At 69.0% G+C, this 14,438-nt stretch carries 8 protein-coding genes; 3 read left to right on the top strand and 5 right to left on the bottom strand.

Annotation, left to right across the window (positions count from 1 at the left end):
• Window positions 1-104 precede the first annotated feature (104 nt).
• The gene (locus tag AB0F41_RS21575; protein WP_357426459.1) at window positions 105-911 is read left to right on the top strand and encodes an RDD family protein; all 807 of its coding nucleotides are present in this window, start codon (window positions 105-107) and stop codon (window positions 909-911) included.
• 2 nt (window positions 912-913) lie between these two features.
• Here the strand turns inward: AB0F41_RS21575 and AB0F41_RS21570 are convergent, their stop codons facing one another.
• The 5 genes from AB0F41_RS21570 to AB0F41_RS21550 all read right to left on the bottom strand — a co-directional run bounded on the left by AB0F41_RS21570 (window position 914) and on the right by AB0F41_RS21550 (window position 6,903).
• A complete protein-coding gene (locus tag AB0F41_RS21570; RefSeq protein ID WP_357426457.1) occupies window positions 914-2,209 on the bottom strand; it encodes a DUF58 domain-containing protein in 1,296 nt (431 codons plus the stop codon).
• A gap of 3 nt (window positions 2,210-2,212) precedes the next feature.
• Complete coding sequence (locus tag AB0F41_RS21565; RefSeq protein ID WP_357426455.1) at window positions 2,213-3,217, bottom strand: MoxR family ATPase; 1,005 nt, start codon at window positions 3,215-3,217, stop codon at window positions 2,213-2,215.
• Window positions 3,214-4,251, bottom strand: a complete 1,038-nt coding sequence (locus AB0F41_RS21560; RefSeq protein ID WP_357426453.1) for a DUF4129 domain-containing protein — start codon at window positions 4,249-4,251, stop codon at window positions 3,214-3,216. The genes AB0F41_RS21565 and AB0F41_RS21560 overlap by 4 nt, the downstream gene beginning before the upstream one ends.
• Complete coding sequence (locus tag AB0F41_RS21555) at window positions 4,248-5,156, bottom strand: hypothetical protein (protein WP_357426451.1); 909 nt, start codon at window positions 5,154-5,156, stop codon at window positions 4,248-4,250. The genes AB0F41_RS21560 and AB0F41_RS21555 overlap by 4 nt, the downstream gene beginning before the upstream one ends.
• Before the next feature lie 67 nt (window positions 5,157-5,223).
• Window positions 5,224-6,903 carry a DUF4407 domain-containing protein gene (locus AB0F41_RS21550; RefSeq protein WP_357426449.1) on the bottom strand — a complete coding sequence of 560 codons (1,680 nt, stop codon included), beginning with the start codon at window positions 6,901-6,903 and terminating at the stop codon, window positions 5,224-5,226.
• A 913-nt stretch (window positions 6,904-7,816) separates the two neighbouring features.
• Between AB0F41_RS21550 and gltB the strand changes: the two genes are divergently transcribed.
• Both gltB and AB0F41_RS21540 read left to right on the top strand, forming a co-directional pair.
• Window positions 7,817-12,469, top strand: coding sequence for a glutamate synthase large subunit (gene gltB, locus AB0F41_RS21545; protein ID WP_357426447.1), 4,653 nt, complete (start codon window positions 7,817-7,819; stop codon window positions 12,467-12,469).
• A gap of 56 nt (window positions 12,470-12,525) precedes the next feature.
• A complete protein-coding gene (locus tag AB0F41_RS21540) occupies window positions 12,526-13,995 on the top strand; it encodes a glutamate synthase subunit beta (RefSeq protein ID WP_357426526.1) in 1,470 nt (489 codons plus the stop codon).
• The last annotated feature ends 443 nt before the right edge of the window (window positions 13,996-14,438 follow it).

Below are 14,438 nucleotides of genomic sequence, written 5' to 3'. Positions count from 1 at the left end.
GTGTCCGGCCCTGCCGGGCGGAACGTTATCCGGCCGGCGCTCGGCGGCGTACCGTTCGCGGACCGCGGTGCGACGCGGGCCGCCGTGGAAGAATGCTATGCGATATGGCTGAATTCACGACGGGGGAAGCGGTGGCGCTCGAGCTGCCGGTCGCCCGTATCCCGACCCGCGCCGCGGCTTTCGTGCTCGATCTGATCCTGCAGGTCGTGCTCGGGATCATCCTGATGACCGTCGTGATGCTGGTGCTGCGCGGTGACGACAGCGACCCGTGGTTCACCACCCTTTCGCTGGTTTCGCTGGTGGCCGTCCTGGTCGGCTATCCGGTCGTCTGGGAGACCCTGCTGCGTGGCGCCACGCCGGGAAAGCTCGCCTTCGGGCTGCGGGTCGTACGCGCCGACGGTGGGCCGGTGGACTTCCGCCATGCGCTGACCCGCGGCCTCACCGGTGCCATCGTCGATTTCTGGATGCTCGGCCTTTTCGGTGTGATCGCCGTCGTGAGTTCGCTGTGCTCCGCCGACGCGCGGCGGGTCGGCGATGTGCTGGCCGGGACGGTCGTCGTGCATATCCGGCAGCCGCTGTCCGTTCCGGCGCTGGCGGTACCGCCGGCCTGGCTCACCGGATGGTCGGCCGAACTGGATACGGCCGCGCTGCCGGAGGAGCTGGCGCTCGCGATACGCCGGTATCTGACCCGGATCAACTCGCTCACACCGGCCGCCGGGCACGAGCTCGGCCAGGCCCTGGTCACCGCGGTCTGCGTCCGGCTGCGGACCACCGCGCCCACGGGCTATCCCCCCGTGCAGATCCTGGGCAGTGTGATTGCCGAACGCCAGCGCCGCGCCCTACCGGCGGGTCCGGCACCGGGGTACCGGCCGGCTCCGCTGTTGCCGGCTCCGCTGCCGGTGCCGCGCTGAGATCAGAGCGCACCGGACTGTTTGAGCTCCAGATATTCGTCGGCCAGCGCTTCGGGTAGATCCGTGGCGGACGCGGCCACCACCGCGATACCGCTGCGCCGCAGCGATTCCTGGAGTACCGCGTGCTCGGCGATCCGGACTTCGGCGGCCGCGGCACGGTAGAGCGACCGGAGGCCGGTGCGGTCGGCGGCCGCGGCGGCGACATCCGGATCGGTGACGGAGACGATCAGCACCCGGTGGCGTTGCGCGAGCACGGGCAGCACGGGCAGCAGGTTCTCGGTGACGGCGGCGCTGTCGAGGCTGGTGAACCAGACGATCAGGCTTCGCCGTCTGGCCCGTTGGACCACTGCCCGCACCAGACCCTCGGTATCGGTGTCCACCAGCGCCGGAGTGACACCGGCCAGTGCGTGCATCAGTTTCGGGGGCAGACCCTTTCCGGTTGCCTGCCGGACCTCGGCCCGGACCCGGCGGTCGTAGGCGAGGAGGCCGACGCTGTCGCCGCCCGCCGCGGCGAGACTGCCCAGCAGCAGCGCCGCCTCGATCGCGCTGTCGAGCCGCGTTCCCTCGTCGATCCGCGCCGCGCCGATCCGACCGGTGTCCAGCAACATCAGCACATGCCGGTTACGTTCCGGCCGCCAGGTGCGCACCAGCACATCGGCGGCCCGGGCGGTGGCCCGCCAGTCGATCGCGCGGACGTCGTCGCCGGGTACGTATTCGCGGAACGAGTCGAATTCGGTGCCCGCCCCGCGCTGATCGGCCCGGTTCCGTCCTTCCAGATGCTGTAGCCGCTTCACCTTGGAGGAGAGCAGGCGTTCGCTGCGGAACGGCGGCAATGCCCGGACCCGCCCCGGGACCTCGCGACGGAACTGATGCCCCGCGAGCCCCATCGGCCCGAACAGGCGCACCGTCACCGGGCCGGCGCTGCGGTCGCCCCGGCGGGTGGGGGCGACCGTGGTGTGCGACCGGACCCGGTTTCCCGGCGCCAGCGCGATGCGGTGTTCGCGGCCCGTGGCTCCGGCCCCTGCGGGCCAGTCGTCCCAGACGACACCGCGTAGCGGGCGGGAACCGGTGTTGGTCACCGCGAGTTCGATATCGGTGTGGCCGCCCAGGCGCAGCACCGATAACTCCGTGCGGTGCAGCGTCACGTCCGCACCGGATGGGGTCAGCAGCCGGTCGGCGGCCGCCAGCGCGCCCACCAGGGTGGTGGCGAGCAATACTCCGACCCAGGAGGGGATCGCCGCCGCGACCGTTATCGCCGCTGCGACCGCGATCAGGACCAGGCGGCCGGTGACGACCACGGACTACACCGGAACCGGGATCGACAGCAGCAGCGACGCCATGACCTGCTCGCCGGTGATCCCGTCGAGTTCGGCCTCCGGGCGCAACTGCAACCGATGCCGGAGTACGGCCACGGCCACCGTTTTCACATCATCGGGCGTGACGAAACCACGGCCGTTCAACCAGGCCAGGGCCCGCGCCGCGGCCATGAGGGCGGTGGCGCCCCGGGTGGAAGCCCCGTGCTGGACGGCCGCGGCGGCGCGGGTCGCGCGGCACAGGTCGACGATGTAGGCGAGGACTTCCGGTCGCACGGTGATATCGGCGATCGCGGACCGGGCGGCGGCGATATGGGCGGGGCCGGCCACCGGACGCAGGCCGGCCCCGGCGAGATCGCGGGGATCGAAACCGGAGGCATGCCGTTGCAGGACGCGGAATTCGTCGTCGCGGTCGGGCAGCTGGATATCGACCTTGAACAGGAACCGGTCCAGCTGCGCCTCGGGCAGCGGGTAGGTGCCCTCCTGTTCGATGGGGTTCTGGGTGGCGACCACCACGAACGGATCGGGCAGCGGCCGGGCCCGGCCGTCCACCGAGACCTGGCGTTCCTCCATCGACTCCAATAGCGCGGACTGGGTTTTCGGTGGTGTGCGGTTGATCTCGTCGGCCAGCAGCAGATTGGTGAAGACCGGGCCGTCGCGGAAGGTGAACTCGGCCGAATGCGGATCGTAGATCTGCGAGCCGGTGACATCGGCGGGCATCAGATCCGGGGTGAACTGGACCCGGCTGTGTTGCAGATCGAGCGCCGTGGCCAGGGCGCGGACCAGCAGGGTCTTGGCCACACCGGGCACCCCCTCCAGCAGGACGTGGCCGCGGCACAGCAGCGCCAGGACGAGATACATCACGGCGTTGTCGTTGCCCACCACCGCCTTGCCGATCTCGGTGCGCAAGGCGGCGAACGCCTCGGCGGACTCGGCCGCCGAGGGCCCGGACGTCGCGCCGGTACCCGCCTTATCGGTGTCAATGCTGGTCATCCGACCTCCGCTTCGATCCATTCGAGTTGCGCGGCAACTTGTTCCAGGGCGGGCCCGTCCGGAACCGGGCCGTAGAGCGCCGAGCCGACCGTGCCGGGGTCGGCACCGATACGTGCCGCGACCGCCGCCACCAGTGCCTCGGGGGTGATACCGGCCGTCACGCCGAGCGCGCGGCGCAGCCGCCGGATCGTCGCGGCGCGTAGCACATCCGCGATATGCGGGTAGTCGCCGGAGCGGCGGTAGAGGCCCGCCTGCCCGGCCAGTAGTTCGCCCGCGGCCACCTCCACCGGTCGTGGCTCGCCGACCACCGCGCCGCGGCGCCGGGCCCGCCACCAGACGAGCAGCGCGCCGGCGATCAGGAACTGCAGGCCGCCGAAGGCCAGCCACGCCGGGGTCCGGGCGAAGAGCGAATCGTCACCGGTCGGCCGGGGGAGATCGGGGTCGTAGTCGTCGGGCGGATCGACCGGGGGCGGATCCAGCGGCGGCGCCTCCGGCGGCCGGGGCGCGGTGGGCCCGGAACATCCCTGCAGCACGGCGTACAGGATCAGGGCCGACAGGGTCAGCGCGGCCACAGTGCCCCAGAACCGGGGATCGCGAAGCAGCGGCGGCCCCGCCCACGAACCCTTGCGCGACCGGGAGCGGCGTGCGCCGGACTCGACCTCGACCGGCTCCGTCGTGGGTGGCGGCGCGGTCGCCGAGAACCGATCGGCACGGGTCAGCCGCAGGTACTCGTCCGCGTCGGCCCGCCGGCCGCCGTAGACGACCTCGTCGAAGGCATCGGCCGCGGGCGGTATCTCGGCCGAGATCTCGGGTGGCAGCACCGTCGCGGTCTCGTGTGCCGTTTCGCGTGCCGTCCGGGACCGGCGGACGTCCAGTACCGCGCGCTGTTCGAGCCCCCGCAGCACCGCCCGGAACCGTTCCCGCAGCGCGGTATCGAAATCGCCGTGCGCCGCGGCCCGTTCGGCCGCGGCGTTGTGCACGGCGGCGGCGGCCAGATGGGGGAGCTCCGGTGTGGGCGGCTGCGGAGCGGTCACCGGGGGCCTCCGGCGGGAATGCGGATATCGAAACCTTCGCGACGGCAGCGCAGGTCGAGATAGCCGACCACCCGGGCCGCGGCCTCCACCACCTCCGCGAACGCCACGAGTAGCAGCGCGCCGGTGGTGACCAGTATGAGGAACGGCCAGCGGTGGGTGCCGGAGATATCGCCGGCGAACAACATCAGACCCAGAAGCGGGACGATGAGCACGGCGAACAGCAGGTGCAGGCAGATCCGGAGACCGGCCCGGCGGGCGCGCAGCGGGCGGGACAGCATCGCGGACCGCTTCAGTGCGGCACCGGCGGTGGTCCGCTCGGCGAACAACACCGGTTCGGCCACCGAATGTATCGCGCGCAGCCAGGCCAGCAAGAGGATGAGCAGCGGGTAGGTGAGCAGGAACCAGAGCAGGCCACCCACGAAGGTCAGGGGAAACAGCACGGCGCTGGGGGCCAGGACGGCGATTCCGATCGCGGTGAATACCGCCTGCGTCAGCAGCAGCGGGCCCAGGCGGGCGCCGGTGCGGCGCACGGATTCCCGGAGATCGACCGGCGCGCCGAGGACGCGTGCCAGACCGGTGGTCACCGTGACACCCCGCAGCGCGACCCGTAGCAGCCAGGCGGCTCCGAGGGTCGCGAAGATCGCGGCGAGCGCGGTCCCCTCGTCCGACCCGTCGGTGAGGTGCGAGATCAGGCCGATGAACCCGGCCACCACCAGCTCACCGGACACCAGCAGGATTCCGGCGCAGCCCGCGAGCAGCCGTATATCGGCCTGCAGCAGCGCGAACGGCAGGTCGAGTAGTTCCCGGAAACTCAGCGGGCGGATCGGAACCGTCGCATCTTGGGCTCGGTTCTCCGGATCCACTCCCGCCCCGACGGCACCGGCCGGATCAGCGGCAGGCTGCACGCGGCCGAGTCTAACGGGTGTGCCCGTCCGCGGGTGCCGGACGAACCGGCCGCGCACCGCGCAGGCGTTATCGGTCCGCGGGTGGGAGTTCGCGGGCCGGGTTTTTCTCCGGCAGCGTGGCGTGCCCGGGCTCCAGCCGGGTGGTGGCCGAGACGATGGCGTCGGCGTCCAGGGTGAAATCGGCGTCGATCACCTCGTCGTCGTGCCGCGGCGCTACGGATGAGGAGTGCCGGTCGGGTTCCGGGTCACCGGGCCGGGTCTCCACGGTGACCTTCCGCGTCCGGCGCAGGGTGAAGGTGATCTCCTCGGCCTCGGTCAGCACCTGGCGTGCCGTGCGCAGGGGCCGGCCGGCGGTGTCGAGCGCGCTGTCGATGGCCGTACCGACGAAAGCCGGGACCAGCGGCCGGATCATGCGGGCGGCGGTATCGCTGAACGGAAGGGTGCCGATGAAAGGCAGCTCCAGCCCGGCCGGGCGTTTATCCGTGCTCGCGGCGAGCGGTGCCGGTAGATCGGCGCGTTCCACGCGTTCGAGTTCGCGACCGCCGGGCAGTGCGCGGGGTTCGGATTCCGCGGCGCCGGTGACGCCGTCACGTTCGGTGACGCCGATCTCCAGTCCGCCCAGCGCCGCGATCACCCGGGTGCGCTGGCGTTCCCTGTCGATCGTGGTGTCGGCCTCGGCGGCCAGCCGGGCGGCGGTGAGCTGCTGTTCCGCCCGGACCGCCGCGGTTTCGGCCCGGACCCGGGCCTCCTGCTGGGCGACGGCGGCGTCGGCGGCGCGATCGGCCCGGTCGCGGACCGCGTCGGCGGCCCGGCGGCGCTCCTGGGTGGTTTCCCCGCGCCACCGGCGCAGGATCAGTGGAAGCAGGGCCAGCAGCGCGAAGAACAGCCAGGTGAGCACCCGGATCACGAATGCGCCCGCGTGCCCGGTGGTGTGCTCGTGCGCGGCCGACCACCGGGCGCCGAATCCGCGATCACCCTGGCCGGTGGCCGCGACGCGGGCCTCCTGCAGTGCGGTCCGGGCGTCGGTCACCCGCTGGTCCAGTGGTCCCATCCGGTTCTGCGCGGCGGTGAGAGCGCCGCGGGCGTCATCGAGCATGTCGTTGGCGGTTTTCGCCTCCGGACCGCGCCCCGGCACACCGGTGATCTTGGTCTGCGGGCATTCGGCGGTCGGGTTGAATTCGCACCGCGCGACGATCAGGGCGGTGTCGATCTCGGTGGTGGCCTGGGCGATGGTCCGGTCCAGGGCAGTCCGTTCGGTGGTCGCGCGGTCGAGGTCGTCCTGGGCGGTCCGTACGGCGGGGGCGGTGGTGGCGTTCGTCGCGGCGCGTTCGTCCAGTACCCGGTCGACGGTGCCGGCGAACAGCACTGTGGTCGCGAGTTCCGCCACCAGAATTCCCGCGGCCAGCGCCACACCGACCCGCAGCAGAACCGCGCGGGTATTCGGCGCACCCGCCGGGCGGTCGGGCCGGGCCGTCGGTTCGGCGCCGGCCAGGGCGCGGCCGATCAGGCCCGCGAGCACACCCGCGACCAGTGCCGCGGGCACGACGGCCGGGGCCGGCCAGTCGCCCGAACCCAGCGCGGCCGCGGCGATCCCGCCGGTGACCAGGGCGAACAGCGTTACGGCCACGCCGGTGACGGTGTAGCCGGTCCGTTCGTATCCGTCGGCGGCCTCGGTGGGCTGTCCGCCGCCGAGCCAGATGAACATGCCGGTGACGCTCATGGGACCCATATCCTCTACAGCTGTCATCGATTCGTTGTCTCAGCGTGACAGGCGGCACGCCGGTCGATCGAGCCCTCGCGCGCCTGTGTGGGCATCTTCACAGGCCGGTCCGAGAGTGTCGCGTCGTGGCCGCGTGCCCTGGCGTGGGCGGATGTCTGCCGAGGTCGAATCCTGCGCTGTCGCAACAGGACCGATTCGTAAACAGATCCGAACAATGTGTTCTACACCACTGAAATCGGCGTTTGCCAATTGTGTGCTGAGGTGGCGGAATCGCAAAACAGTCCGGACGGTCGGATCATGTTCGGTGCTTGTCACGCGGCTGTCACGAACATCTCATCGGGCCGTGTGACGGTTAGCCATGGGTGCATGGGTTTGCCCCTCGGCATCCGCGGGAATTCAACTCCGATGCAGGTGAGCGCGTGTTCGGTGAATTCGGGATGGTTCGACGGAACCGTCCGGATCGGTGGATCGCCGCTGTTCGGAGGGCTACTCCGGGATCGATCCACCCCCGAGCGCTGCTTTACACTAGAAAACGCGCATATGTGGAGGAACGAATGAAGAAGCCCAGCTAGACCGATTATTAGGGCAACCTTGGTTGGTTGGGCCCGAAGCCTGGCTTATCGTTTGCTCTTACGCCGCACACACCGAGTTCGGCCGAGGAAACGTACGGGCAACCCACCGATACCGGCCAGCCTAGCGGGCGAAATCCCGCCTCGAAGTTCCGAGCGCGTAAGCGTTTCGTTACCGGCGGGCACCAGCGCACCGGCGCGGGTGCGACAACTTCAGACGTGACTGCACGCCGAACACCATCAGCGCGGCTGGTGTCGGCGAACGTACGGACGCAGTCCTAGCAGGGAGCGTTCGACAGTACCGGCGTTCGACAACGGGCGTTCTCTCGAGGCCGCACCACGTCGAGGTCGACTTTCTCGAAGGCAGAGGCATGACGCAACTACCTGGCCACAGGTCCCCCGGACCCATCGGGCTCTACGACCCGGCGAATGAACACGACGCCTGCGGCGTCGCGTTCGTCGGTGATATGCACGGCCGCCGCAGCCGTGACATCGTCGACAAGGCCATCACGGCCCTGTTGAATCTGGAGCACCGCGGCGCCGCGGGCGCCGAGCCGAACTCCGGCGACGGCGCAGGCATCCTGATCCAGGTCCCCGACCGCTTCTTCCGGGCAGTGGTCGACTTCGAGCTGCCTGCCGAAGGCTCCTACGCCACCGGTATCGCCTTCCTGCCCCAGGCACGGCGCGAGGCTGCCCGAGCCTGTTACGGCGTGGAGAAAATCGTCAAGGAAGAGGGCCTGACGGTACTGGGCTGGCGTGAGGTACCGATCGACGAATCGTCGCTCGGCGCACTCTCGCGCGACGCCATGCCACTGTTCCGGCAGGTGTTCATCGGTTCGCCGGCCGATTCGGCCGAACCGCTCACCGATATGGACCTGGAGCGGCGTGCCTACGTCGTGCGCAAACGGGTCGAGCACGAACTGGGCCGGTCCGGCGCCGGCGAGGGCGCCGTGGGCAAGGAGACCGTCTACTTCTCCAGCCTGTCCGGCCAGACCTTCGTCTACAAGGGCATGTTCACCACGCCGCAGCTGCGCGCTTTCTACCTGGATCTGCAGGACGACCGGGTGGAGAGCGCCCTCGGTATCGTGCACTCCCGGTTCTCCACCAATACCTTCCCCTCCTGGCCGCTGGCCCATCCGTTCCGCCGGGTGGCGCACAACGGCGAGATCAACACGGTCGCCGGTAACGAGAACTGGATGCGTGCGCGCGAGGCGCTGCTGCGTTCGGATGTCTTCGGTAAGGATTCCGCGGGTAAGAACCGGCTGGAGAAGATTTTCCCCGTCTGTACCCCCGGTGCCAGCGATACCGCCCGTTTCGACGAGGTCCTGGAACTGCTGCATCTGGGCGGGCGCAGCCTGCCGCACGCCGTGCTGATGATGATTCCCGAGGCCTGGGAACGCAACGAGAACATGGACCCGCAGCGCCGCGCGTTCTACGAGTACCACTCGATGCTGATGGAGCCGTGGGACGGCCCCGCGTCCGTATGTTTCACCGACGGCACCGTGATCGGCGCCGTCCTGGACCGCAACGGTCTGCGCCCGAGCCGGATCTGGGTCACCGACGACGGCCTGGTGGTGATGGCCTCCGAGGTCGGCGTCCTGGATATCGACCAGTCCAAGGTCGTCCGCAAGATCCGCCTGCAGCCGGGTCGTATGTTCCTGGTGGATACCGCGCAGGGCCGTATCGTCGGTGACGAGGAGATCAAATCCCAGCTGGCCGCCGAGCACCCGTACCGGGAATGGCTCGACGCCGGTATCAAGCACCTCTCCGATCTGCCCGACCGCCCGCATGTGCATATGTCCCACGACCGGGTGCTCATCCGGCAGCAGATCTTCGGGTACTCCCTCGAGGAACTGAACCTGCTGATCTCGCCGATGGCCAAAACCGGCGCCGAAGCGCTGGGATCGATGGGTACAGATACCCCGATCGCCGTGCTGTCGGCCCGGCCGCGGCTGCTGTTCGACTACTTCTCCCAGCAGTTCGCGCAGGTCACCAACCCACCGCTGGACGCGATCCGCGAAGAGGTCGTCACCAGCCTGCGCCGCCAGATCGGCCCGGAGTCCGATCTGCTGCATCCGAGCCCGGAATCGTGCAAGCAGATCGTGATCCAGCAGCCGATCATCGACAACGACGAACTGGCGAAGCTGGTCCATATCAACGACGACGGCAGTCATCCCGGTCTGCGCTCGGTGGTCGTCCGCGGACTGTATGACGTCAAGGCTGGCGGCGAGGGTCTGCGCAAGGCGCTGAACGCGATCAACACCCAGGTCTCGGCCGCGATCGACGGCGGCGCGCGGATCATCGTGCTGTCGGACCGCGAATCCAACGAGAAGCTCGCGCCGATCCCGTCGCTGCTGCTCACCGCGTCGGTGCACCACCACCTGGTCCGGGAACGCACCCGCACCATGGTCGGCCTGGTGGTCGAGGCCGGTGACGCCCGCGAGGTGCACCATATGGCGACCCTCGTCGGCTTCGGCGCCGCCGCGATCAACCCGTACATGGCCTTCGAATCGATCGAGGACATGCTCGATCGTGACGCGCTGGCGGTCCCGGGCGCCGAAGGCGACCCGGCGGCCGCCTACCGCAAGGCCGTCGCGAACTACAACAAGGCCGCCAGCAAGGGCGTGCTCAAGGTGATGTCCAAGATGGGCATCTCCACCGTCGCCTCCTACAACGGCGCGCAGCTGTTCCAGGTGATCGGCCTGTCGCAGGAACTGGTGGACGAGTACTTCACCGGCCTGCGGTCGCATCTGGGCGGCATCGGCCTGGACGAGATCGCCGCCGATGTGGCCAAGCGGCACGCGGTGGCCTTCCTGGAGAACCGCAACGAGCGCGCGCACCGCGAGCTCGAGGTGGGTGGTGAGTACCAGTGGCGCCGCGAGGGTGAGTACCACCTGTTCAACCCGGATACGGTGTTCAAGCTGCAGCACGCCACCCGCAGCGGGCAGTACTCGATCTTCAAGGAGTACACCAAGCTCGTCGACGATCAGTCCGAGCGGCTGGCCTCGTTGCGCGGCCTGATCAAGTTCAAGAAGGGCGCGCGTTCCCCGATTCCGATCGAGGAGGTCGAGCCCGCGAGCGAGATCGTCAAACGGTTCTCCACCGGTGCGATGAGCTACGGCTCGATCTCGGCCGAGGCGCACGAAACCCTCGCCATCGCCATGAACCGCCTGGGTGGCCGTTCCAACTCGGGCGAGGGCGGCGAATCGCCGGCCCGGTTCGAGCCGGAGGACAACGGCGACTGGCGGCGCAGCGCGATCAAGCAGGTGGCCTCGGGCCGGTTCGGCGTGACCGCGCACTACCTGACCAACTGCACCGATATCCAGATCAAGATGGCCCAGGGCGCCAAGCCGGGCGAGGGCGGTCAGCTGCCCGCGCACAAGGTGTACCCGTGGGTCGCCGAGGTGCGGCATTCGACGCCGGGCGTAGGCCTGATCTCGCCGCCGCCGCATCACGATATCTACTCGATCGAGGATCTGGCGCAGCTGATCCACGATCTGAAGAACGCCAACCCCCAGGCGCGTATCCACGTCAAGCTGGTCGCCGAACCCGGTGTCGGCACCGTCGCGGCCGGCGTCTCCAAGGCGCATGCCGATGTGGTGCTCATCTCGGGGCACGACGGCGGCACCGGCGCCTCCCCGCTCACCTCGCTCAAGCACGCGGGCGGTCCGTGGGAGCTCGGCCTCGCCGAAACCCAGCAGACCCTGCTGCTCAACGGTCTGCGCGACCGGATCGTGGTGCAGGTCGACGGTCAGATGAAGACCGGACGCGATGTGGTGGTCGCCGCGCTGCTCGGCGCCGAGGAGTACGGTTTCGCCACCGCGCCGCTGGTGGTCTCCGGCTGCATCATGATGCGGGTCTGCCACCTCGACACCTGCCCGGTGGGTGTGGCCACCCAGAATCCGGTGCTGCGTGATCGCTTCACCGGTAAGGCCGAGTACGTGGTGAATTTCTTCATGTACATCGCCGAGGAGGTCCGGGAACTGCTGGCGCAGCTCGGTTTCCGCACCCTGGACGAGGCCATCGGCCGGGTCGATATGCTCGATACCGCCAAGGCCAAGCAGCATTGGAAGGCGAGCAAACTGGATCTCTCGCCGATCCTCGACGATGTCGAGACGGCGTTCATGTTCCAGGAGCGGCGCCGCACCAGGGAGCAGGACCACGGCCTGGAGAAGGCGCTGGACAACGAGCTGATCGCGCAGAGCCGCGATGCGCTCGAGTTCGGTAAGCCGGTCAAGATAGACACCAAGATCACGAACGTGAACCGGACGGTCGGCACCATGCTCGGCCACGAGGTGACCAAGCTCTACGGTGGCGCCGGCCTGCCCGACGACACGATCGACATCACCCTCACCGGTTCGGCGGGCAACAGCTTCGGTGCCTTCGTTCCGGCCGGTATCACGCTGCGGGTGCAGGGCGACGCCAACGACTATGTCGGCAAGGGTCTCTCGGGTGGTCACCTGGTGGTGCGCCCGGCGCCCAACGCCCCGGCCGAGTTCAAGGCCGACGAGAACATCATCGCGGGCAACGTGATCCTGTTCGGCGCGACCAGCGGCCAGGCGTTCATCAGCGGTGTCGTCGGTGAGCGGTTCGCGGTACGCAACTCGGGCGCCGTCGCCGTGGTCGAAGGCGTGGGCGATCATGCCTGCGAGTACATGACCGGCGGCCGCGTGGTCATCCTGGGTGATACCGGACGTAACTTCGGCGCCGGTATGTCGGGCGGTCTCGCGTTCGTCTACGACCCCGACAACACATTCGGCGGCCGGGTCAACCCGGAACAGGCCGATGCCATCGAGGCGCTGTCAGGTGACGATTTCACCTGGCTGCGCGACATCATCGCCCAGCACCGGGATCAGACCGGTTCCGCTGTGGCCGAACGCATCCTGGGCGACTGGTCGCAGCAGGTGAACCACTTTGTGAAGGTCATGCCGCGCGAGTACAAGAAGGTGCTGCTCGCCATCTCCGAGGCCGAGAAGAGCGGTAAGGACGTCGACGAGGCGATTATGGAGGCCGCTCGTGGGTAATGAGGGAGCTTTGAAGATGACGTCGACGAGGCGCTGTGACTATTCGGGGGCCGCTCGTGGGTGACACCCAAGGATTTCTGAAGCACACGTCCCGGGAGTTGCCCGAACGCCGTCCGGTGCCGTTGCGGCTGATGGACTGGAAAGAGGTCTACCAGGAGGGTTTTCCGCACGAGACCCTGCAGCGGCAGGCCAGCCGCTGTATGGACTGCGGTATTCCCTTCTGCCATAACGGCTGCCCGCTCGGGAACCTGATTCCCGAGTGGAACGATCTGGTGCACCAGAACCGCTGGCGCGAGGGTATCGACCGGCTGCACGCCACCAACAATTTCCCGGAGTTCACCGGGCGGTTGTGCCCGGCGCCGTGCGAGGCCTCCTGCGTGCTCGGGATCAACCAGGACCCGGTGACCATCAAGCAGGTCGAGGTCGAGATCATCGAGAACGCCTTCGACGAGGGCTGGGTCGCGCCGGTGTACCCGACCCGGCTCACCGGTAAGAAGGTGGCCGTTGTCGGTTCCGGGCCCGCGGGTCTGGCCGCCGCGCAGCAGCTCACCCGTGCCGGGCATACCGTGACCGTCTTCGAGCGGGCCGACCGGATCGGCGGCCTGATGCGGTACGGCATCCCGGAATTCAAGATGGAGAAGCGTTTCATCGACCGCCGTCTGGCACAGATGGAGGCCGAAGGCACCATCTTCAAGGCCGGGGTGAACGTAGGTGTCGATATCACCGCGGACGAACTGCGTGAGCGGTTCGACGCGGTGGTCCTGGCCGGCGGCGCCACCCAGGCCCGCGATCTGCCCATCCAGGGCCGGGAGCTGGACGGTATCCATCAGGCGATGGAGTTCCTGCCCTGGGCCAACCGGGTGCAGCAGGGTGATCCGGTGACCGATGAGCAGGGCCTGCCGCCCATCCACGCCCACGGCAAGAAGGTCGTCATCATCGGTGGCGGCGATACCGGCGCCGACTGCCTCGGCACCTCGCACCGGCAGGGCGCGGCCAGCGTCCACCAGTTCGAGATCATGCCCCGCCCGCCCGAGGAGCGCGCCGGTTCCACGCCGTGGCCGACCTACCCGCTGATGTACCGGGTCTCCTCGGCACACGAAGAGGGTGGCGAACGGGTGTTCTCCGTGAACACCGAACGTTTCGTCGGCTCCGACGGCAAGGTGACCGGACTCGACGCGCACGAGGTCAAGATGGCCAACGGCCGGTTCGAGAAGGTCGAGGGCACCGATTTCACGCTCCAGGCCGATCTGGTCCTGCTCGCCATGGGCTTCGTGGGCCCCGACAAGCCCGGCCTGCTCACCGATCTCGGTGTCGGCTACGACCAGCGCGGCAACGTCCAGCGCGATAAGAACTGGGCCACCAATATCCCCGGCGTTTTCGTCGCCGGCGATATGGGTCGCGGCCAGTCCCTGATCGTCTGGGCCATCGCCGAAGGTCGCGCCGCCGCGGCCTCGGTGGACGCCTACCTGGAAGGCGAGACCGCCCTCCCCGCCCCCATCCCGCCCACGGCGGTCGCCCAGCGGTAATCCCCACCAACCGCAGCAAACCGAATATCGAAAGGCCTCGCCGACTCACACCGAGTCCGGCGAGGCCTTTCGCATCCGCCACCCCGTCCTGGCTCAACGCACCACCCGGACAAACCGAGAGAGCACCCACCGGGACAAACGGAGAGCACTCACCCACCGGCCCTCACGGAACCTGAGGCAGTCCGGCCCCCACCCCGGCCGACGGCGGCACCGCGGCACCCAGCACCCTGAACGCCGGGATCGGCCCACCACGCCCGCGCGAACAGCGCACCCCGGACGCCCACGCGTGCCCGCGATCATGTGAATGCCCGAGGTCCGCAACTATGGACAGCCACCCGCATCCCAATTCTCCCGGCGCCGAGTTCAGCGAGGCCCTGAAAGGGTTCGGCCCGCGTCTGCTGTCAGCCCTCGAAGCGCATGTGGCGAAGCCACGAGTCTCGAGG

This window comes from Nocardia sp. NPDC024068 (assembly GCF_040638875.1).
GTDB lineage: Bacteria > Actinomycetota > Actinomycetes > Mycobacteriales > Mycobacteriaceae > Nocardia.
Note: the sequence above shows the minus strand (reverse complement) of the source record. Positions and strands in the feature narration are given on the sequence as shown.